General features: G+C 69.0%; 17 protein-coding genes. 7 read left to right on the forward strand and 10 right to left on the reverse strand.

What is annotated here, in order from left to right:
- The first annotated feature begins 12 nt into the window (after positions 1–12).
- Entirely contained in the window at positions 13–291 is a 279-nt protein-coding gene (locus tag ACFOY2_RS26005) for a hypothetical protein (protein WP_379530703.1), read from the forward strand.
- Positions 292–470: 179 nt separating this feature from the next.
- On the opposite strand, the gene ACFOY2_RS26010 is transcribed toward ACFOY2_RS26005, so the two are convergent.
- Positions 471–1,382, reverse strand: coding sequence for an NADP-dependent oxidoreductase (locus ACFOY2_RS26010; protein ID WP_379530704.1), 912 nt, complete (start codon positions 1,380–1,382; stop codon positions 471–473).
- Positions 1,383–1,405: 23 nt separating this feature from the next.
- Positions 1,406–2,086, reverse strand: a complete 681-nt coding sequence (locus tag ACFOY2_RS26015; RefSeq protein ID WP_379530705.1) for a TetR/AcrR family transcriptional regulator — start codon at positions 2,084–2,086, stop codon at positions 1,406–1,408.
- An 86-nt stretch (positions 2,087–2,172) separates the two neighbouring features.
- On the opposite strand from ACFOY2_RS26015, the gene ACFOY2_RS26020 reads away from it, so the two are divergent.
- Positions 2,173–3,483 (forward strand): MFS transporter, encoded by a 1,311-nt coding sequence (locus tag ACFOY2_RS26020; protein WP_379530706.1) that lies wholly within the window; start codon positions 2,173–2,175, stop codon positions 3,481–3,483.
- 47 nt (positions 3,484–3,530) lie between these two features.
- Here the strand turns inward: ACFOY2_RS26020 and ACFOY2_RS26025 are convergent, their stop codons facing one another.
- From ACFOY2_RS26025 to ACFOY2_RS26035, 3 genes are all read right to left on the reverse strand, one after another.
- Positions 3,531–4,109: an NADPH-dependent FMN reductase gene (locus tag ACFOY2_RS26025; protein ID WP_379530707.1), complete on the reverse strand. Its 579-nt coding sequence runs from the start codon at positions 4,107–4,109 to the stop codon at positions 3,531–3,533.
- Positions 4,110–4,341: 232 nt separating this feature from the next.
- On the reverse strand, positions 4,342–4,578 hold the full coding sequence (locus ACFOY2_RS26030; RefSeq protein ID WP_379530708.1) for a transposase: 237 nt from the start codon (positions 4,576–4,578) through the stop codon (positions 4,342–4,344).
- A 240-nt stretch (positions 4,579–4,818) separates the two neighbouring features.
- A complete protein-coding gene (locus ACFOY2_RS26035) occupies positions 4,819–5,751 on the reverse strand; it encodes a DNA-processing protein DprA (RefSeq protein WP_379530709.1) in 933 nt (310 codons plus the stop codon).
- A gap of 324 nt (positions 5,752–6,075) precedes the next feature.
- On the opposite strand from ACFOY2_RS26035, the gene ACFOY2_RS26040 reads away from it, so the two are divergent.
- Positions 6,076–6,966, forward strand: coding sequence for a UTP--glucose-1-phosphate uridylyltransferase (locus tag ACFOY2_RS26040; RefSeq protein WP_379530710.1), 891 nt, complete (start codon positions 6,076–6,078; stop codon positions 6,964–6,966).
- Positions 6,967–6,971: 5 nt separating this feature from the next.
- On the opposite strand, the gene ACFOY2_RS26045 is transcribed toward ACFOY2_RS26040, so the two are convergent.
- Positions 6,972–8,777 (reverse strand): asparagine synthase-related protein, encoded by a 1,806-nt coding sequence (locus ACFOY2_RS26045; protein WP_379530711.1) that lies wholly within the window; start codon positions 8,775–8,777, stop codon positions 6,972–6,974.
- Between the two features lie 526 nt (positions 8,778–9,303).
- Here ACFOY2_RS26045 and ACFOY2_RS26050 point away from each other — a divergent pair.
- On the forward strand, positions 9,304–10,107 hold the full coding sequence (locus tag ACFOY2_RS26050) for a formylglycine-generating enzyme family protein (protein WP_379530712.1): 804 nt from the start codon (positions 9,304–9,306) through the stop codon (positions 10,105–10,107).
- Positions 10,108–10,338: 231 nt separating this feature from the next.
- The gene (locus tag ACFOY2_RS26055) at positions 10,339–12,234 is read left to right on the forward strand and encodes a DUF1996 domain-containing protein (protein WP_379530713.1); all 1,896 of its coding nucleotides are present in this window, start codon (positions 10,339–10,341) and stop codon (positions 12,232–12,234) included.
- Between the two features lie 335 nt (positions 12,235–12,569).
- Here the strand turns inward: ACFOY2_RS26055 and guaA are convergent, their stop codons facing one another.
- On the reverse strand, positions 12,570–14,117 hold the full coding sequence (gene guaA / locus ACFOY2_RS26060) for a glutamine-hydrolyzing GMP synthase (RefSeq protein WP_379530714.1): 1,548 nt from the start codon (positions 14,115–14,117) through the stop codon (positions 12,570–12,572).
- A 97-nt stretch (positions 14,118–14,214) separates the two neighbouring features.
- Here guaA and ACFOY2_RS26065 point away from each other — a divergent pair, with 97 nt between their 5' ends.
- Positions 14,215–15,141, forward strand: coding sequence for a hypothetical protein (locus ACFOY2_RS26065; RefSeq protein ID WP_379530715.1), 927 nt, complete (start codon positions 14,215–14,217; stop codon positions 15,139–15,141).
- On the opposite strand, the gene ACFOY2_RS26070 is transcribed toward ACFOY2_RS26065, so the two are convergent.
- Positions 15,132–15,971: an SDR family NAD(P)-dependent oxidoreductase gene (locus tag ACFOY2_RS26070; RefSeq protein WP_379530716.1), complete on the reverse strand. Its 840-nt coding sequence runs from the start codon at positions 15,969–15,971 to the stop codon at positions 15,132–15,134. The genes ACFOY2_RS26065 and ACFOY2_RS26070 overlap by 10 nt on opposite strands.
- Before the next feature lie 14 nt (positions 15,972–15,985).
- Positions 15,986–17,479 carry a DUF885 family protein gene (locus ACFOY2_RS26075; protein WP_379530717.1) on the reverse strand — a complete coding sequence of 498 codons (1,494 nt, stop codon included), beginning with the start codon at positions 17,477–17,479 and terminating at the stop codon, positions 15,986–15,988.
- A 74-nt stretch (positions 17,480–17,553) separates the two neighbouring features.
- Between ACFOY2_RS26075 and ACFOY2_RS26080 the strand changes: the two genes are divergently transcribed.
- Complete coding sequence (locus ACFOY2_RS26080) at positions 17,554–18,297, forward strand: N-acetyltransferase (RefSeq protein WP_379530718.1); 744 nt, start codon at positions 17,554–17,556, stop codon at positions 18,295–18,297.
- Here ACFOY2_RS26080 and ACFOY2_RS26085 read toward each other — a convergent pair.
- The gene (locus tag ACFOY2_RS26085) at positions 18,290–19,795 is read right to left on the reverse strand and encodes a succinic semialdehyde dehydrogenase (protein ID WP_379530719.1); all 1,506 of its coding nucleotides are present in this window, start codon (positions 19,793–19,795) and stop codon (positions 18,290–18,292) included. The genes ACFOY2_RS26080 and ACFOY2_RS26085 overlap by 8 nt on opposite strands.
- Positions 19,796–19,866: the final 71 nt, after the last annotated feature.

Below are 19,866 nucleotides of genomic sequence, written 5' to 3' on the forward strand. Positions count from 1 at the left end.
GCCGTCCTCCACATGCGGGCGGAGAAGCCGCCACCGCTCCATCGCCTGCTGGCGGCGAAGCTCCGTCAGGCCGCTCAGCGGACCCCCACGACCGTCCTGCCCGCCGGGTTCCCCGACCGGGCCGGCTGGACCGCCCGTCTCATCTGCCGCCACGAAACCCAGAATCCCCCCGCCAGCGATCGTCCGCCACCGCTCGCCCCCTATTTCGTGCCTCGGGACGCGCTGGTCGAGAGGCTGTGCGGCACACTCACATCTGGCCAGCGCTTCTCGCAGGCCGTCCTGTTCGGATGATCCTCCCAGGCGACATAGCCGTCAGGGCGCACCTGCTGCCGTTCCAGGTCGGGGACACGGAGATCTTCTACGGTCGTGAGCAGGCCACGGCAGCGCTGGCGAACCGGCTGTGAGCCAGGTCGGGTAATCGACTTGGCCGATTACGTGTCGGAGCGCACGCGCCCGATCGGTGTGTGCGTTCAGCTGATGTTGATCACGACCTTGCCGCGACTATGCCCGCTCCCGACGTCGCGCTGTGCCTCCGCGGCGTGGTCGAGGGTGTATTCCGCTCTGATGTGCACGGAGATTTGGCCCTTCTCGTGGTAGGAGAGCATCTCGGTGAGACCTTCGGCGCTGCGGACACCGGTCCAATCGCGGATGCCGAGGGCGGCGATCTCGTCGGAGAAGACCATGGTCACCACGCGTTCCGGGTCGTGGGCGATTTCGAGTGCCGCGCGGAGTCCGTCGACCTCGAAGCCAAGAGCGGCGTCGACGCCGTTCGGGGCGATGGCGCGAAGCCGTTCCACGAGCCCGGGCCCGTAGGCGACCGGGACCGCCCCAAGGGATCGCAGGTAGTCATGGTTGGCCTCGCTGGCGGTGCCGATCACGGTGCTCGCCCCCATCGCCTTCGCGAGTTGGACCGCCATCGTCCCTAGCCCGCCGGACGCGCCGTTGATCAGGACGACGTCGCCGGTGGCCACGCGCATCTGATTGAGGGCGTTGCGGGCACCCTGGGTGGCTCCAGAGAACCCGCCGGCGATCGTCCACGGCATGTCGGCCGGCTTCGGCGCGACCTGGTCGTACGGTACCGTGACCCATTCCGCGTAGCCGCCGAGCGTGCTGAACCCGAGGACGGCGTCGCCGACCGAGAATCCCGTGACGCCCGCACCGATCTGGTCGATCGTTCCGGCGAACTCGTTTCCCGGCACGATCGGGAAGTCGCCCACGAGCGCGCGGGGGAAGCGTCCCTCGCGGACGCCGCAGTCAAAGGGTTGGACCCCGGCGACCTTGACCTGGACACGCACGTGCCCTGCTTGCGCGTGGGGCTCGTCCAGTTCGACGGTGCGGAGCACCTCTGGGGGTCCGAACGAGGACAAGGCGGCGGCTTTCACTGGTGTCTCCTTCTGTCGAACCTTCACTCGGGGGGCTGGGCGCCGTCTGCTGGAGGCGCCCATCTCATGGCGAACAGCTCGTATCCAGGGGGCTGGCCGGGCACCGGCCCCGCGGGAACGGCTCTGAGGCCGTCGAGCGCGATGGCGATGACGCGTTCTCTCGCGTTCCGGGCGGCGTCCCCCATTTCGGTCCGTCCTTGCCGCTGCAGCTGTTCCTCGAGCGGGGACTTGGAGAGTTGTTCGATGAGTAGCTCGAGATCAACCGGGGTCAGCCCGGCGCGGAGCACCTTGGCCTGGTGTGCGCGCTCGACGAGCCGGGCCACCGCGCGGTCGCCCTGCCCGGCCAGTTCGGTCATCTCGTCGGTGGGCTCGAAGGTGCCGGCTACGGGCGCCAGCGAACCGGGGCCCGACCGGATCGACGCCATCGCGTAGTGCATCAGGCCCTCCCACGGATCGTCCATGGCCAGGCCCTCCGTCGCCGCGTCGAGGTATTCCCGCAGCGCGATCAGGCACAGCCGCTGGAACAGCTCCTGCTTCGTGCGATAGCGCCGATACAGCGACCCGACCCCGACTCCGGCTCGGGCCGCGATCGACGCCACCGACGCGTGCGCGCCGTCCACCGCCAGCACCTCGCGGGCCGCTCGCAGCAACGCCCGGTCGTTTCGGGCGACCTCCTCGCTGCGCCATGAACGCGAACTCGTCATGGCGGCAGTCTACATAGTTGCGGAGCGATCCGCTCCGCAACTATGGTGCGATGCGGAGCGAATCACTCCGCAATGAAGGAGGCGGCATGGCCACCGGCACATCAGACATCGGCGACACCGATCCGGCACCCGGGCGCGCCCGGCTCCCCCGGCCGCTCCGGCCGTTCTGGGCGGGCCAGTACCGGCTGCTGGCGACCGCGCTCGGTTTGAGCCTGGCCGGGAGTGGCATGTGGGCGGTCGCGGTGGTGTGGCAAGTGATCGCGATCGACGCGGGTCCGTCCGAACTCTCCCTGATCGCCACTGCGGGCGGCGTCGGATTGGTCGCGACCGCCCTGCTGGGAGGCGTCGTCGCCGACCGTGCGTCCCGGCGGCGCATCATCGTACTCACCCAGTCCGCCAAGGCGGTGGCCGCCGGCTCGGTGGCGGTCACCGCCGCCATGGACCTGCTCACTCCCGGACAGCTCATCGTGATCGCCGTGGTGCTCGGGATCGCGGATGGGTTCTTCTATCCCGCCTACTCCGCGCTCGTCCCCTCTGTCGTCCCGCAAGACGATCTGCTCGCGGCCAATGGGATCGAAGGCGTGCTGCGGCCGACGCTGATGCAGGCGGCCGGGCCGGGCGCCGCCAGCGCACTGATCAGCGTCTTCGCGCCGAGCATGGCGTTCGCCGGTATCGCCGGCGTGCATCTCCTGGCCGCGACATGCACCGCTATCATGCGCGAGCCCGAGACGCGCGGCCGTACGGCGCGGCCGGGCAGCCCCGTCCGGTCGGCGGTGAGCGACCTGCGGGCCGGGTTCGCCTACCTACTCACGACGCCGTGGCTGATTGGCACGCTGACGTTCGCCGTCACGCTCGTCCTGGTCACCGTCGGGCCGATCCAGGTCTTGCTGCCGTTCGCGATCCGCGACCAGGGGGCGGGCGGGCCGCAGGCGTTCGCGCTGGCCCTCGCCTGCTACGGCCTCGGCGGGGTGAGCGGCTCGCTCACGATGTCCGCGCTGCCCCTTCCCCGGCGCTACCTGTCCGTGATGCTACTGGCCTGGGGTGGAGGCTGTCTTCCGCTCGCCGCCCTTGGGGCGGCCGACCAACTGTGGGGCATGATCGCCGCGCTCTTTCTCTGTGGCGCCCTCACGTCCGGCGCAGGCGTCATCTGGGGAACACTGCTGCAACGTCGCGTCCCGCCCGCCATGCTCGGCCGGGTCTCCAGCCTCGACTTTTTCGTCTCGCTCAGCGCCGCCCCCCTGTCCATGGCGCTGGTCGGGCCGGCGGCGGCCGCCTGGGGAAGCCGGCCGGTCTTCCTCGTGGCAGCCGTCGCCCCGCTGACGGTCGCCGTACTGGCCATCGCGCTTGCCCGCCTCCGGCGTGACGAGATCGACCACCCTCTCACCCGCGCGCGATGAGCAGGTCACGCCGCCGTCAGGCTCAGAGGCGGGGTCATGTGCGGGCATCAAGGCCGGGCGGGCGTGGTGCCGTCGCGCAGCGCCTTCAGCGCACCGCCCCATGCGACGACCTCATCCAGCATGGCGGAGACCGCGCGCTCTTGGTGAGCGGCTGGTTTGAGGGCGCTGAAGTTCTCGAAGTCGGTGGCCAGGGACAGGGCGACCTGGGAGCTCACGCCGGCTACCTTGAGCTCGCCCATGATCAGGCGCAGATGCTCCACCGCCCGAGCGCCGCCCAGACTGCCGTAGCCGACGAACCCGGCCGCCTTGTTGTGCCATTCGGCGTAGAGGAAGTCGATGGCGTTCTTCAACGCGCCGGAGGTCGAGTGGTTGTACTCGGGCGTGACGAACACGTAGGCGTCGAAGGAGGAGATCTTGTCGGCCCATTTCCTGGTGTGGGGAAGATCGTAGCGCCCCATCGCGGGCGGCATCGCCTCATCCAGGTGCGGCAGGCCAAAGTCTTTGAGGTCGACGAGTTCGAACCGGGCATCATCGCGCGTCGCCGCGAGATCGTGAACCCAGCGGGCAACCGCCTCCCCGTTGCGCCCCGGACGTGTGCTCCCGATGATGATCGCGACATTGATCACGGGTCGTTGCCCCTTCGATCGTGATTGTTCGGAAACGGGTGCGCGCCGAGGTCGGCGACTCCACCGCACTCTCAGCTCTCCCGCTCCTCGGTCGAGGCAGCCCTCACCGGTGCGGAGCGAAATGCTCCGCAATTTGGACTCTATAGCGGAGTGACCCGCTCCGCAACTACGCCAGGATCGGCGACGCAACCCACCGCAGGTGTGCTGCAGCCCCTCGGCAAGCCGAGGCCTATCAGGCGTCGGCCACGATCAGGATGTCCCCATCCTCCGAGCGCCACTGGCCGGCCTCCAGCGGCCGCTGAGCCGCCTCGCGCAACCGGGCGGCGGTGACCGCGGTGGCTTCGTCTTCGGGGCCCAGGCGGATCGCATCCAGCATCGCGGTCCAAGAAGTACGACCGCTCTCCAGCGCCGCGACAAACGAGTACGGCCAGGGGATGACCTGCGAGGTGCCCTTGGCGTGTGCGTACACGTGCCAGAACAGCCGCTCGACGCTGGTCTGGGCATCCGGGCACAGCCAGTCCTTCGGTCACGGGGACACGGCGCGCGAGGCCCTGGAGAAGGTTGTCGCCGAAAAGATGCGTGACGGGTACGCCCTGCTTCGCGACGTCGCTGCGACCGAACCGGGCGACGTCGTCGTCCAGTGCGCGACGCGGGCGACAAATGGCGTCGTGGCGATCGCGAATCATTCCCGTGGGATGCGGACAATGCATCAGCCGGTCATTGAAAGCAAACTTTCAAGCTGGTTGGGACGGTCCAGAAGGTCATCGACGATGGCCATCGCCTCGCGAGCATCCCGGGCCACGTGGACATCGGGCTTGCCTGCCGTAACCCGCCCCCACTGAGTACAGTCGACCACCGACTTCATCAAGATCACCGGCCGACCGTGTTCCACGGCCTTACGTGCATGGATACGAGTTCCGCTTCGCTCGCCGGCCTCGACAATGATCGTCGCCAAGCTGTAGCCCGACATCGTGCCGTTGCGCAACGGAAACGTCGTCCTGTCTGGCCCTCTGCCCGGCCAGAACTGAGAGAACACAGCACCTTGCTCGGCAACCTCCCGATGGAGATCACGATTCTCTGGAGGGAAATGCCTGCAGATCCCCGTGCCGATGACGGCCACCGTCCGACCACCGGCTCTCAACGCGGCCCGGTGAGCTGTGGTTTCCACACCAGCGGCCAGTCCCGAGACGACCGAAAGACCGCGCTCCACCAGCCGCGTGGCCAACTCAGCCGCCATAGACCAGCCTTCCGACGAGACTGCCCGCGAACCGACCACCGCGACCCCATCGTCCTCATCGAGGACCGTCCCACGGGCGAACAACAGCGGAGGTCGGTCGAACACGTCTTGCAGCCGCTGCGGGTAGCGATCTTCCCCCAGGGTGATGACTTGGATGCCGTCCTGCTCCCAGGCGGCGATCTCCCCCATAACCTGGGCTATCGCTTCGTCAGCTGGAGCGGAGAACAGATCGACGGGAGCCAGGCGCTGGCTCAAGAGCGCGACTGCCGAAGCTTCTTCGGTGAGTTGTTGAACCAGCTCACGCTCGCTCCTCTCCGTCGTGATACGACGAAGCAGCGCCACCATCGCAGCGCGTTCCCTGTCATCCCACCGGCCCGGAAAGTCGCCCAACCAGTCCTCCGTCACCCTTGACATCGAACGTCATGTCCCAAACGCCATCGCTCAGCACAACGACGGCATCACGGTCCCTGCCGGCATTGTCCTGACCCTGCTCCAGGTTCTGGAAACCAAGAATCCCTGGTTGTTCGTCGCTGTGGCCGTGGCCTGCGTGGGACCCACAGTAGCCCTTCTAAACACACGGCCGCCTGGGTCGCGTCAACCGCTTCACCCTTCGAAATGCACTCACAGGGCGCTCGCCCAGCAGCCAGTGCGTGATCGTCCCGGTCACGTGTAGATCGAGGTGCTGCGATAGCGTCATCGCATCAGTGCCGCCCCCACCTGGGAGATTATGTGGTCCGCAAAGCTGTGATTCCGGTCGCCGGTCTGGGCAGCCGTCTGCTGCCCCTGACTCGGGCGCTCCCCAAGGAGATGCTGCCGATCGGTGACAAACCCGTCATCGAACACACCATCAGGGAGCTCGTGGAATCGGGCATCGAGGAGATCACCATCGTCACCTCGGGCCGCAAACATCTCATTCAGCAGCACTTCGCGCCAGATGCCGATCTTGAGCATCAGCTCCGTGAGGCCGGCAAGCCCGAACTCGCTGACGCGGTTCGAGAGCTGTCGTCGCTGGCCCACATCACCTACCTGTACCAGAGCGGGCCCTATGGCAACGGCACCCCTGTCCTGAACGCGGCCCGGATCATCGGAGACGAACCGTTCATGGTCTTGTGGGCTGATGACGTCTTCGTGGCCGAGGTTCCACGAGCCAAGCAGCTCAAGGCGGCCTACGAAGCCACGCAAGCCCCCGTCTTGGCCCTGATGCCGATGGCGATCGAGGACGCGCCTCGCTACGGCGTCCCCATCGTCAAAGAGGACTTTGGACAAGGGCGCCTGCTGATTTCCGGCCTCGTGGAGAAGCCGGCCCCGGAACGGGCGCCCTCGCGTTACGCCGCGATCGGCGGGTACGTCATCACGCCTGGCGTCATCGACGAACTGGAAGCCCAGACGCGTCGATGGCAGCAAAACCCCGACGGCGAGATCTATCTCACGGACGCGTTGCATGACTACGCGCTCACGCACGAGGTATACGGGCAGGTCATCGACGGCACCTGGTGGGACACCGGGTCGCCACTCAACTATCTCAAGGCCCAGTTCGCCGCAGCCCTCGCACATCCCGCCTTTGGCCCCGAACTGCGCAAACTTGCTCGCGACAGCGAAGGCACCCGCACTGAGCCGTAGGCGTTCTACCGTACGTCGGGGATCTCGATGCGGACGGGATCGGCGATCGTGGGCGGCTTGCCCGGGAAGACGCCGGTGAGCATCGCGGCGACCGTGTACAGGTTCCACGCCAGGGCGGGCTGCTTCACGATGGTTTCGGCGAACATGACACGTAATTCGTCGCCGCGTACCAGGCCGGCGAGCGCGTCGGCGCGTTCGAGCACGAACTCCCCGAGAAGGGCGGACAGGCGAGGCCCCGGGCTCGTCCGCCAGTTCCAGGCACCGCCACGCTTCTGAGCGACCTGAGTGGGGCTCGCGGCGGGCGGTCTCCGCCACCACCGTCCGGGCGGCGGCGCCTCCGCGCGGAAGCGCCAGGGTTTGCCTTCGACCTCGATCTTCTGCAGCCCGGGCGCCAGCCGGCCGATCAGCTCGTACACGACCTCTTCAGAATGGCGCCACCGCTGGTCGAGAGAGAGCGCCTCGACCACCACGCGATTGTCGAGGAAAGGCTGGATCGGATCCCCGCGGCGCAACGAGCCCACTCTTGCCGCGGCGTGCCAGCGGCCCACGCGGTAGGTGACGTACAGGTGGTCGAGCACTTCCCACGGGTTGTCGTCCACGCGCCGCAGCCACGGCTCGGCGAGCCCGCGGGCGTGCTCGTTGGCCTCGTCGGTGAACAACGACGCGTTCTTGAGAAAGAAGTCGCCGACTCTGCGGCGCATCGCCTTGTCGGTGGTCTGCCCCTGACTGTAGAGGAAACCGCCGCGAAGGATCTCGCCGCTCTGCCCGGACATGGTCGGCGTCGTCGAGTACGGCCGGTAGTCCACGATGCTCTCGTATGCCGAGGTCATGCCCTCGCACGCGCGGAGGACCTCGTGCGTGCGCACGATCGGATGCGGGACGAGCACCGCGTCCATCGCCTCGGTACGGGCCGGTGGGATGACCGTGTGCCCGATCCGCAGCCGGGCGGCGACCGCCCTGGCGATGACCACGTCCGGATGGTCGTCGAGCCCGTTGGTCGTCGCGCGGAAGGGAATGCGGCTCGCGTGCAGCAGCGCCGCCATCAGCCGGCTGTCGCGCCCACCCGTCAGTGCGAGGTTCACCGGCTCGGGGAGGGTCCGCAGCGGCTCGACAGCGGCGACCAGGGCGTCGCCCAGCTCTCCGATCGCCTTGCGTTTGGCCCTGCCCGAAGCTGGGGCCGGTCGCGCCACCGGTAACGGGTGGCCGGTGATGCTCCTGCGGCCGTCCCTGATCGTGATCAAGCAGGACGGCCCGAGCGCCGTCACTCCTTGGTACGGGGTCTCGTCGGAGAGGAAGTAGCCCTGCCGAATCATGGTCTGCAGGGCCGGCTCGTCCCAGGCGACCTTTCCGCGGTTGGCGATGAGGTGAACGTGCAGAGCGCGTGTTCCGACCACGTGGAGGTCGTCGTTCTCGGCGTAGAAGACGGAAAGGGCGCGCGTGCTCGCGGTGGCGGCCTGGAGCTCTCCTTCCGCCACGCGGATGGCGGAGAAACAGCCGGAGAGTTCCGCCATGACGTCGATCAGCGCGGACGCCGGCGCCTCGGCGAGGCACCGCACGTCCGAGGACGCCGGCAGGGTGCCGCTCAGGCCCAGGCCGCCGCGCTTTCCCCGCGCGATCAGCGGTGGTCGCGCGGCGGCGCCCCCTTCGTTGGACCAGGCGAGCAGTACGGCGTCCTGACCCGTCCACTCGGCAGCGTCGATCGTCTCCGCCGGTACGGGAAAGACGTCGTCGAGGACGGAGCGGGCCAAGGCGGCGGGCTGATCGAGGTTCGCGCCTGGGCGCTTCGCGACCATGCCGAGGAATACGCGCATGAGCTTCTTCCTGTGAACGGGCAGGACAGGTACGGCACCGTTTCCGCCGCCTGGCGGCGTCTCAGCTACCGGGCGGATACGTCCCGAGGTTCGTTTTCGGGGCGGGCAGTGCTTACCAGGACGGGTCGGCGATCACCTTGCAGGGCTGGACCGGGCCGGTGACAAGGTACCCGGAGAACTGCCACAGCGCCCTGGACTTCTCCGATCCCGAGGTCTGCGAAAGTGTTATGAAGCGCCGACGGCGACGAGTGTCTGAGCGCATCCGTGCCTCGTTGCATCCGGGGGCTGCCTTGGCGCCCGACGCCCGTCCATACCTTGTGGATATGTCGCCCGACTATTTCGGACTTTGCTTGGCGAACCGCCGGAGATCGATCATCGTCAGTGACCGGTGATCGTGTCCGCGCCGGTCGGGGATTCCCGTTTTCGAGGTCCTGATCAGGATCGTGCGGTGCGGGCGAGCCCATACCGGCTCTCAAGGAGACGGTGACTCAGGTCCGGGCATCGCCTTCACCAAGGGGGACAACACATGCGGGTGTGCCGACTCGCCGCCGGCGTCGTCGTGACCTTGCTCACCGCCACGGGTTGTTCGGCCGGTTCGCCGTCCGCGGCTCCCGACGAGCCGGCGAGCTCCCCTACGGCCAGTCCGCCGCCGCCCACCGTGCCGGCGGACAGCTCATCGGCCGACCGGCCGGCCGTCCGGATCGGTGATCTCTGGTTCGACGCCACCGAGGTCACCGTCGGCAAGATGCGGAGGTTCGCCACCGAAACGTCGCTGCGGACCGCGGCCGAGCGGGAGGGTGGCGGTTTCGAGTTCGTGTCTGGCTGGACTCGCCGCCCGGGGTGGACTTATCTGCAACCGCACGGCACACCGGTCGGTGACTCCCAGCCTGCGGTGCACCTGAGCTGGGCGGAGGCACGCGACTACTGTCAGTGGGCCGGTGGCCGGCTGCCCACGGCCGCGGAATGGCGGGCGGCGGCGTATACCGAGAGCCGCGCGACGCCCACGGCGCCGTTCACCTCCGGCGACCGCTACGAATATCCGACCGGAACGGGATCGGCGGGCGCGAACCTTCGTGGAGACACGGACGGGTTCGCCGTCGCCGCGCCGGTCGGAAGCTTCCCTGCCGGCGTCAACGGGCTCTACGACATGAGCGCGAACGTCTGGGAGTGGCTGGCCGACGCCCAGGGCGAAGACCGGCTCACCGCCGGTGGCTCGTGGTGGTACGGGCCGGAGCAGACGACGGCCGAGGCGTTTCAGTACAAGGCTGCGGCGTTCTACGCTCTCTACGTCGGTTTCCGCTGTGTCTACGACTCGGCGCCGCAGACCTGACGCCGCCCATCTTCATCTCCTCGCCTCAGGTGAGGCTCGCAGCGGCGTTCGACGCGCGACTGTCCGGCCCGCGTCTCGGGCCGGGTCCAATCCGCGAATGTGGATTCATCCGCATTCACGCAGGTAGAAAGCCGTCCCGCTACTCTCTGGACGCTGCCAGGTGAACCCTCTCGTACGCTCCCCCGTACCTCTCGAAGATCGGACTTTCCTGAGATCGGAAGGAGTGACCGCATGCGGATTCCATCGGGGGGAAGACGATTCAGGCCATGGCTTGGAGCGGTTTCCCTGGGCGGAAGCGTCGCCCTCGCCCTGTCAGGTTCCCCGCTGTCCGCTCAGGCCGGCACCATCACACTCGACTTCCGCTCGGCAGAGGAACAGACCATCGTCTGTCCCGGCGTCGCGGACCAACTCCCCGAAATCCCCGCCACAGCCCAAGCCGAAGTAGACCGCAACCTCGCCCAACTCGACAAACAACTCCAAGAAGCCAACAACCGACTCACCACCTCCACCGGCCAAGGAGGCCCCAACTTCATCCAAAACGCCATCCTCGGCCCCCTCACCGACAAACGAGAAGCCACCCTCAACCGCATCGCCACCGCCATCGGCCGAACCGCAGAACGCCCCACCGGCCTCAACTCCCTGGCCACCTGCACACTGAGCGACTCGGAGCAACCACCCGTAATCAGCTCACCAGGCCCGGGTAACGGCACCGGTTCCCCCTCGCCGGACGCGAGCAACGGCACCGGTTCGCCCGCCCCCGATCCAAGCAACAGCGCCAATCCCCCACCCACAGCCGGCCCCACCGCCGACGATTTCATCGACATCAAGGAGGTCCCAGCCGTAAAGCAGCCGAGGGCAGATGACGACGCCTCAACCGGCACGTTCATCTCTCAATGCGGCACGACAAACGAGAACCACACCAACACCGACAACACCATCACCGCTCCCGGGGTCCCCGAGGCCGCCCAGGCCCAGTACGACTACGTGGGCAACATGTCCACCGACGCCCTGTCCACCAATGAGAGCCTCGCCGAGGCGACCACCACATGCCGCAACCGAGCCGATCAGTCCACCTACTTCTGGCCAACCCTCCGCGTACGCGACTCCAACACCGACACGCCGAGCACCGCCACGACGAACGGCCCGGCAAAGGCGGACAGCACACCGAAGGCGGACAGCACGGCGGGGGCAGACACCCCAACGCAAACGGGCGGCCCCACAGGGACGAACACCCCGGCGGCAAAGGCGACCAGCACCGCTGACGCGAACAAGGCCGACGACGCCGCCCAGGCCAGCGCGACCCCCACCACCGACAACACGGCCAAGCCAGACAACACAGCCGACGCGTACGGCTCAACCGACGCCTATGGCGCAAACGACACCAACAGCACAACCGGCACGGACAGCACAACCGGCACGCACGGTTCGACCGGAACCGACGGTACGCCCAAGCCTGACGTTTCAAACGGGCCTGACGCTACGACCGGGGCCGATAGTGCGACCGGGGCCGATGGCGCAACCGGCGCGGACGGGGCCAAGGGCTCGGACAACGCAACGGGGTCGAACGGCTCAGCGGCCGAGACGGGCAACAACATCGGCACACCAGTACAACCGTCATCGGTCCGCCTGGAGTACCGAGGCAACCCCGCCTCCCAGATCACCGCGGCCCCGCAGTTCCTGCGGCTCCTGTCCGGCGACGCCAGAGCGGTCACCAACGACGCGGCCGACGCCCGTCCCACATGGACCTGCACCGGCTTCACCGACCGCCTGACCGACAAGTACCCGATCTGCCCTTCCGGCAGCGAGTTGGTCCGCGTCTTCGACATGCCCAGCTGCTGGGACGGCCAGAACCTGGACAGCGCCGACCACCGCACGCACCTCACCTTCCCGGACGAGAGCGGCGCCTGCCCGAGCGGCACGGAGGCAGTGCCACAACTCCGCCTGACCCTGACCTACGACGACGTGCCCAACACCACGCCGCGCGGCACGGATGTCCCCTTCGCGGTGGACAGCTTCGCCAGCCAGCGAAACAGCCCCAACACCGACCACGCGGGCTCCATCATCGTGATGTCGAAACAGCTCATGAACAAGGTCGTCCAATGCCTCAACAACGGCAGGAAGTGCTGACTCCATAACCCCACCCCATGCCCGGCCGGACCGCCTCCGTGGTGTGTCCGGCCGTCATGGTGCGCGAACCTGCCAGAACCATCCCTGCCAGGAGCCGAACATTCCCCATGGCGACCAAAGCCACCGAGGATCGGCCGCACTTCCGTGGACGACGTTTCACCACCCGGACGGTAGAGCATGCGCCGTAACGGTGGCCCGCCCCATGCGGGTCAGCAGGCGTCCCCCTGGAGGCCCTCAACCACGTGCGGTGGTTGGCGTGCCGTTGGCTCCGCCGTACAAGATGGCCCTTTTCCCACGAACGGACCCGCACGCATCATCAAGCCCGGCGGAGAGATTCACTCCCACTCGATCGTGCCCGGGGGCTTGCTGGTGACGTCGACGACCACGCGGTTGATCTCGCGGACCTCGTTGGTGATCCGGGTGGAGATGCGGGACAGCACGTCGTACGGCACCCGCGCCCAATCGGCCGTCATGGCGTCCTCGGACGTCACCGGCCGCAACACCACCGGATGCCCATAGGTGCGCCCGTCTCCCTGCACCCCCACCGACCGCACGTCGGCCAGCAGCACCACCGGGCACTGCCAGATCTGCCGGTCGAGCCCCGCGCGGGAGAGTTCTTCGCGGGCGATCGCGTCGGCCTCGCGCAGGATGGACAGCCGCTCGCGGGTCACCTCGCCGATGATGCGGATGGCCAGGCCGGGGCCGGGGAACGGCTGGCGCCAGACCATGGCGGCGGGCAGGCCGAGTTCTTCGCCCGCGCGGCGCACCTCGTCCTTGAACAGGGATCGGAGCGGCTCGACGAGTGTGAACTGCAGGTCTTCAGGCAGGCCGCCGACGTTGTGGTGGGACTTGATGTTGGCGGTGCCGGTGCCCCCGCCGGACTCGACGACGTCGGGGTAGAGGGTGCCCTGGACCAGGAACTCGACGGGGCCGTCGGCCATGATGGCGCGCTGTTCGTCCTCGAAGACGCGGATGAACTCGCGGCCGATGATCTTGCGCTTCTCCTCCGGGTCGGTGACCCCCTCCAGCGCCTTCAGGAAGCGGTCGGAGGCGTCGACGACGCGGAGCTTGACGCCGGTGGAGGCCACGAAGTCGCGCTCGACCTGTTCGGCCTCGCCCTTGCGCAGCAGGCCGTGGTCGACGAAGACGCAGGTCAGCCGGTCGCCGATGGCGCGCTGGACGATCGCGCCGGCCACCGCGGAGTCGACGCCGCCCGACAGGGCGCAGATGGCCTGGCCGTCGCCGACCTGGCGGCGCACGGTCTCGACGGAGTCTTCGACGATGTTGAGCATGGTCCACGTGGGACGACAGCCGGCCGCGTCGAGGAAGTGCCTGAGCACCGCCTGACCGTGCTCGGAGTGGAGCACCTCGGGGTGGAACTGCACGCCGTACAGGCCGCGTTCGACGTGTTCGAAGGCGGCGACCGGGGTCTCGCGGGTCGAGGCGGTCACGGTGAAGCCCTCGGGGGCGGCCGCGACGCTGTCGCCGTGGGACATCCAGACCGTCTGGGCGGCGGGCAGGCCCGCGAAGATCACACCCTCGTCGAGCACGTCGAGCGCGGTGCCGCCGTACTCGGCGACGCCCGTGCGGGCCACCTCGCCGCCGAGCGCCTGCGCCATGGCCTGGAAGCCGTAGCAGATGCCGAACGTGGGCACGCCCGTGGCGAACAGCCCGCCCGGCACCGGCGGCGCGCCCTCCGCGTAGACCGAGGAGGGGCCGCCGGACAGGATGATCGCCTTGGGGTTCTTGGCCATCATCTCCTCGACGGGCATCGTCGAGGGGACGATCTCGGAGAAGACATGGCACTCGCGTACGCGCCTGGCGATGAGCTGCGCGTACTGTGCGCCGAAGTCGACCACCAGCACTGTGTCGAATTCAGACACCGTGAGAACCCCCCAAAGGCGAAATGCGGTACTCGTAGTCTATCGGGCTTGCGCATTACACCTGGCCTGCCACCGGCACTCGTGCTAACACAGAACAATGGATCTTGTCTGGCCGGCGACGGCGTGGGCCCTGTGGGCCGCCACGCTGCTCTCCGCCTTCAAGGTGTCCAGCCGGGACGACTCGGTGGAGGCGGTCGAAGCGCCCGCGCCCGTGGTGGAGCACTTACGTGGCCTGCGCGCGCAGGACGTCTTCCATACGGCGCTTTTCGAGCTGGGGGCGCACGATTGGGTGACGATCGAGGGCGATCGCGTCACACCGGCGCCGCCCCAGCCGGATCCGCTCCTGCCGTATGAGCGGTGGGTGCTGGAGCGGGTGACCGCCCGCATCGCGGACGCGCCCTCCGCGCCGATGATCGCCCTCATGCCGGACGGCGCCGATCTCGAACGCGAGTTCGTCCCCCTGGTCAGAGAGTGCGCCATAGAGCTCGGCCTGGCCCGCCGGCGCTGGCCGACCATGATCGTGCCGGTGCTCCTGGCCTGCGCCCTGGTCGTCCCCTGGTACATCACCGTGTCCTATGCCGGTCTGTCGTGGCCGGGGATGATCGCGACGATGGTGTCGTTCGTGGCGGGGGTGGGGCTGCTGATGGGCGGGCGGGGGTTCCTGCTGACGTCGGCGGGGCGCGAGGTGGCCGCGCCGGGCATCGCCCCGGCGAACCCGCAGCAGGAGTGGATCTTCACGGGCAGCGGCTGGCAGGGTGTGGAGGTGGAGCCCGCCGGGCCCTCAGCCGAGGGCCCCAGCCGCCGGGAGGTGGCCGGTCACGTCGTCAAGCGCTGGGCGGAGGCGGAATCCGACTCCTGCCACTACTACATCGCCCTGCACGACGGCAGCTCGGAGAAGGCCACCGCGTTCATGGTCGATCAGGGCCTGTATGAGGACGTACTGCCAGGCGACTCCGTACGCCTGCTGGTCAGGCCGCGCAGCGGCACCGTCGTGCGACTGCTGGCCCACGACCGTCACTGGTAGGAGGGCAGATCGCCGGTGAGCAGGGTCTCGGTCTGGCGGCGCAGCCGTTCGGCGTACTTGGGGTCGGTCAGCACCAGGAAGCGCTCCTCGCGGATGGCCGTCACGACCAGGCCGGCGACCTCGGACGGCTCGATGCCGCGCTCCGCGGCCCTGCCGACGGACTCCCGCGCGGCCACCTCGTCCTGTGTGGGCGGGCTGACCAGGCCGGCCGGGCGGACGCGGTCGGAGTCAAGGATGCGGGTCCTGACCGCGCCGGGGCACAGGGCGGTCACGCGGAGCTTGGCCCCCGCGGTCGCCAGGTCCTGAGCAAGCGCTTGGGACGCGGCCAGCGCGGCGTACTTGGTCACCGCGTACGCGCCGGCTCCCGGCGTCGCGAACAGCCCGGCCACCGACACCGTGTTGACGATGTGCCCCTCGGTGTCCTGTTCGATCATCCTGGGCACGAACTCGTGGATGCCGTGCAGCACGCCCCACAGGTTCACGCCGAGTAACCAGGCGAAGTCCTCCTCCTCGCGCGTCCACATGTGGCCGCCCTGGAAGACCCCGGCGTTGTTGCAGAGCACGTGGACGGCGCCGAGCTCGCCGAAGCAGCGGTTGGCCAGGTGACGTACGGCGGTCGCGTCGGAGACGTCGGTGACCTGTGTCAGCACCCTGGCCTTCGCGCCCGGCCCCGCGTCCTGCGCCAGCGCCGCCGTCCGGGCCAGATCGCCCGGATCGACGTCGGCCAGCATCAACGTCATGCCCTCCGCCGCGAACCTGAGGGCCAGCGCCCGCCCGATGCCGCTGGCCGCGCCCGTCACCACGGCGATCTTGCCCGACAGCTCCCGCACCGAACGTCCCTCCCTTAGAGGATCCCGTCCATGAGACCCAGGGGCGGAGCGCCGAGGTCGAGCAGGGCCTTGTGGAAGCGTTGCGGGCTGTAGCCCGCGCCCCACTCCTGACGCGCCCGTTCCCGCAGGTCGAGGATGAGTAGTTTGCCCCAGGTGTAACGCCCGTACGTCGGGTCGAACGACGCCCGCCGAGCCTCGGACAGCGCCGCGGGGCCGACGAGATGGGTGTCGGACTCGAAGCGCCTGGCGCCCTCCTCGACCGTCATCCGCCCGGTGTGCACGCCGATCGCGCAGGCCAGCCGCGTGACCCGGACCAGCGCCTCCACCCAGACCCCGATCTCGAAGCGCGGGTCGCCGGCCTCGAACCCCTCCTCGACGCAGAGCTCCTCGGCGTAGTGGGCCCACCCCTCGATGAACGCCACCGATTGCAACAGCCGCCGCACGTCCGACGGCGCCCGCCGCAGCGCGCGGCTGTGGGAGAAGTGCCCGGGGGCCACCTCGTGGACGTTGATCGCCGGCAGCGTCGTGTGGCTGAAGACCTCCAGCCACTCCTCCCGCTCCCGCTCGGGCCAGGAGGGGTCGGGCGGCGTGATGTGGTACCAGGACGGGCCCTCGGGCTCGCCGGGAGAGTTCCAGGACATCATCGCCATCGCCCAGCTGCGCGACTCGGGGGCGGGCCCGACCAGGCATTCGCCGTCGTGGTAGGGGACGAGGTCCTTCTCGCGGGTGAACGCGATGGCCTTCTCGGTGCCGATCCTGGCCGCCTCGATCACGTCGTCGGCGTCGGGGTGGTCCTTGACCAGTTCGCGTACGACGTCGAGCGGCGCCCGCTCCTTCTCCCCCAGCTTGACGCAGGACTCGGCGAGCAGCGCCATGAGCCGGTCGCGCTCGGCGTCGGCCCGCTCGGCCAGCCGCCCCAGGTCCACCGGCAGGCCCTCGGCGGTGCCCATCAACCCGGCCAGGGCCTGGCCGCCGAGCGCCGCGTCGGGGTCGCCCTCGGCGGCGGCGCGTTCGAGGTGGGCGACGAGCCTGCCGTGCGCCCGCAGCGCAGCCTCGTCCGTGACGCCGGCCGACAGGCCCTTGACCGCGCCGATCAGGGACGTCGCGACGGGCGCGGGAACCTGGTCGAGCGAGTCGATCGCCTGACCGATGGCCTCGGGCCAGAGCGCGAGGTGGGCCGCCTTGGCCGCCGCGCGCTCCTCCTGCGGGGCGTAGTCGCGGTCGTAGCAGGCCAGGTCGAGGTTGGACAGGTGGAACAGCGGGTTCTTGCGGTGCAGCTCCAGCTCGCCGAACTGGTAACGCAGGCTCTCCTCGAACACCCGCAGGTGCTCGGCGTCATGCGGGTCGGCGGGCGCGGGGCCTTCGCCGAGCCGGGCGAGCCCTGTACGGACGCCTTCGGGTGACAGGTCCTGGATCCGGCCGTCGTACTCGTGTCTGCCGCCCGCCTCGCGCGCCTCGGCGACCGTCAGGTCGGTGATGGCTCGCAGCCTGGCGTCAAGGTCCGTCATGCCGCCGACGCTAGCGCACCGCGCGCGGAAAAATAACACGCAGCGACACATACTGAAATGTCAAGATAAATCCCATGCCCCTCAAGATCACGACGCTCGCGGAGCGCCCCGAGTTCGCGCCGGGAATATGGGACATGGACCACACCTGGCACCCGTTCATGCTCGAGGATCCGATCGCCGACCTGTTCTACCCGCTCGCCACCACGACCCTCTCCGAGTACGTCCTGGTCGCCGACGACGAGGCCGAACCCGGGCGGCTGGTGGCGCGGGCGTCCATGACCCCGTTCCGCTCTGACGGCTCCGAACTGCCCGACGACGGATGGGACGGCGTGATCCGGTCAGGATGGCTGGCCCGCGCACGCGGCGAGACCCCCGACGCCATCTCGGCACTGGAGATCACCATCCGCCGCGACCTGCTGGGCACGGGGTTGTCGTCGGTGATGCTGGGGGCGATGCGCGAGCACGCCGCCCGGCTGGGCTACCGCGAACTCGTGGCGCCGGTCAGACCCACCATGAAACACCTCGAACCGCACACCCTGATGAGCGAGTACGCCTTCAGGAACCGCGCCGACGGCCTGCCCCACGACGCGTGGCTGCGGGTGCACGTGCGGGCGGGCGGGAAGATCGTCAAAGTGGCGCCGAGGTCGATGGTGGTGGCCGGCACACCGGCGGAGTGGCGGAAGTGGACCGGACTGCCGTTCGACCGCACGGGGACGGTGGAGGTGCCGGGAGCGCTCAGCCCCGTGCACTGCGACGTGGAGCACGACCACGTCGTCTACGTCGAGCCGAACGTCTGGGTCAGCCACCCGCTCACTTGAGCCCGAACCTGCGCATGGTCTTGAGCGTGGCGGCCAGCGTGTCGGCCCACTTCTCGTACGGCAGCCCGAACGGCGGCTCGAACCCCAGCCAGCCCGCCTGCGAGGCCACGGTCTTGGACTCTGTGTAGCGCAGCAGCCCTTCCGCGCCGTGCCTGCGGCCGAGCCCGGACGCCTTCATGCCGCCCATGGGGGCGTCGTAGGAGGCGTAGGCGGAGGCGTACCCCTCGTTGATGTTGACGGTGCCGGCCCGCACCCTGGCGGCCACGCGCCGGCCACGCCCAAGGTCCGCGGTCCAGACGGAGGCGTTGAGGCCGTAAACGGTGTCGTTGGCCAGTTCGACGGCCTCATCGTCGGAGGAGAACGGGTAGAGCGCCACCACCGGCCCGAACGTCTCCTCGCGGCACAGCGCCATGTCCTCGCCGACGCCCGTCAGCACGGTCGGCTCGTAGAACAGCGGGCCGAGGTCGGGCCTGGCCCGGCCGCCGGTCAGGAGCGTGGCGCCCTTGGCAACCGCGTCGTCGACGTGCGCGCGGACCGCGTCGAGCTGGCGGCGGGAGGTGAGCGAGCCCATCTGCACCGACCAGTCGTGGCCGGCGCCCAGCTTGAGGTTCTGGACCTGCTTGACGAGGCGGGCGGCGAAGTCGTCGAAGACGGACGCGTGCACGTACAGGCGCTCGACCGACAGGCAGAGCTGGCCGGCGTTGGTGAAGCAGGCGCGGATGGCGCCCTGGACTGCCACGTCCAGGTCGGCGTCGTCGAGCACCAGCATCGGGTTCTTGCCGCCGAGCTCCAGCGAGCAGCCGATGAGCCGCTTGGCCGCCTCCTCCGCGATCTTCCTGCCTCCGCGCGTGGACCCCGTGAACCCGACATAGTCGGCGTGGTCGAGCAGCGCGTCGCCGATGTCGGCGGGCTCGCCCAGCACGACCTGCCAGATCTCGCGCGGCATGCCGAGCTCGGCGAGCAGGTCGATGGTCCACAGCGTGGACAGGGCGGTCTGGGTGTCGGGCTTGTGGACGATGGCGTTGCCGGCCAGCAGCGCGGGCACGGCGTCGGTGACACCGAGCGCGAGCGGGTAGTTCCACGGGGAGATCAGCGCGACCACGCCCTTGGGCCGGCGCAGTTCGGTCACGTGGGTGGCCACGGGGAAGATGCCCTTGCGCCTGGCGGGGGCGAGCAGGCCGGGGGCGCGGCGGGCGTAGTAGAGGCTGCAGCCGGCGACGTCGAGGACCTCCTCGAAGGCGTGCTTGCGGGCCTTGCCCGTCTCGTTCTGGACGATGTCGAGGATTTCGGCCCTGCGGTCGAGGATCGCGTCGTGCAGGAGCAGGAAGGGTCTGGCCCGCGCGGCGGCGGGTCTGCCCGCCCACTCGATCTGCGCGGCTCTCGCCTTCTCGTAGGCCCGCCGGACGTCACCGGCGTCCGATATGGGCAGCTCAGTAAGGGTTTCCCCGGTGAAGGGGGCGATGATGGGCCGTGTCCTACCGCTGGACGTCACCTGCATGTCAGCAGGATATTCCGCGTTCCTACCCACGGGTAGTTTTTGCGGATTCGCGGCATAGGGCCAGAATCCCT

It is taken from the genome of Nonomuraea purpurea (assembly GCF_042650645.1).
GTDB lineage: Bacteria > Actinomycetota > Actinomycetes > Streptosporangiales > Streptosporangiaceae > Nonomuraea > Nonomuraea purpurea.

What these genes read in the sequence shown, in the direction of transcription:
- ACFOY2_RS26005 (WP_379530703.1), top strand. Translation starts at nt 13, where the DNA reads ATGCGGGCGGAGAAGCCGCCACCGCTCCATCGCCTGCTGGCGGCGAAG.
- ACFOY2_RS26015 (WP_379530705.1), bottom strand. Translation starts at nt 2,086, where the DNA reads ATGACGAGTTCGCGTTCATGGCGCAGCGAGGAGGTCGCCCGAAACGAC.
- ACFOY2_RS26020 (WP_379530706.1), top strand. Translation starts at nt 2,173, where the DNA reads ATGGCCACCGGCACATCAGACATCGGCGACACCGATCCGGCACCCGGG.
- ACFOY2_RS26045 (WP_379530711.1), bottom strand. Translation starts at nt 8,777, where the DNA reads ATGCGCGTATTCCTCGGCATGGTCGCGAAGCGCCCAGGCGCGAACCTC.
- ACFOY2_RS26050 (WP_379530712.1), top strand. Translation starts at nt 9,304, where the DNA reads ATGCGGGTGTGCCGACTCGCCGCCGGCGTCGTCGTGACCTTGCTCACC.
- ACFOY2_RS26055 (WP_379530713.1), top strand. Translation starts at nt 10,339, where the DNA reads ATGCGGATTCCATCGGGGGGAAGACGATTCAGGCCATGGCTTGGAGCG.
- ACFOY2_RS26065 (WP_379530715.1), top strand. Translation starts at nt 14,215, where the DNA reads ATGGATCTTGTCTGGCCGGCGACGGCGTGGGCCCTGTGGGCCGCCACG.
- ACFOY2_RS26075 (WP_379530717.1), bottom strand. Translation starts at nt 17,479, where the DNA reads ATGACGGACCTTGACGCCAGGCTGCGAGCCATCACCGACCTGACGGTC.
- ACFOY2_RS26080 (WP_379530718.1), top strand. Translation starts at nt 17,554, where the DNA reads ATGCCCCTCAAGATCACGACGCTCGCGGAGCGCCCCGAGTTCGCGCCG.
- ACFOY2_RS26085 (WP_379530719.1), bottom strand. Translation starts at nt 19,795, where the DNA reads ATGCAGGTGACGTCCAGCGGTAGGACACGGCCCATCATCGCCCCCTTC.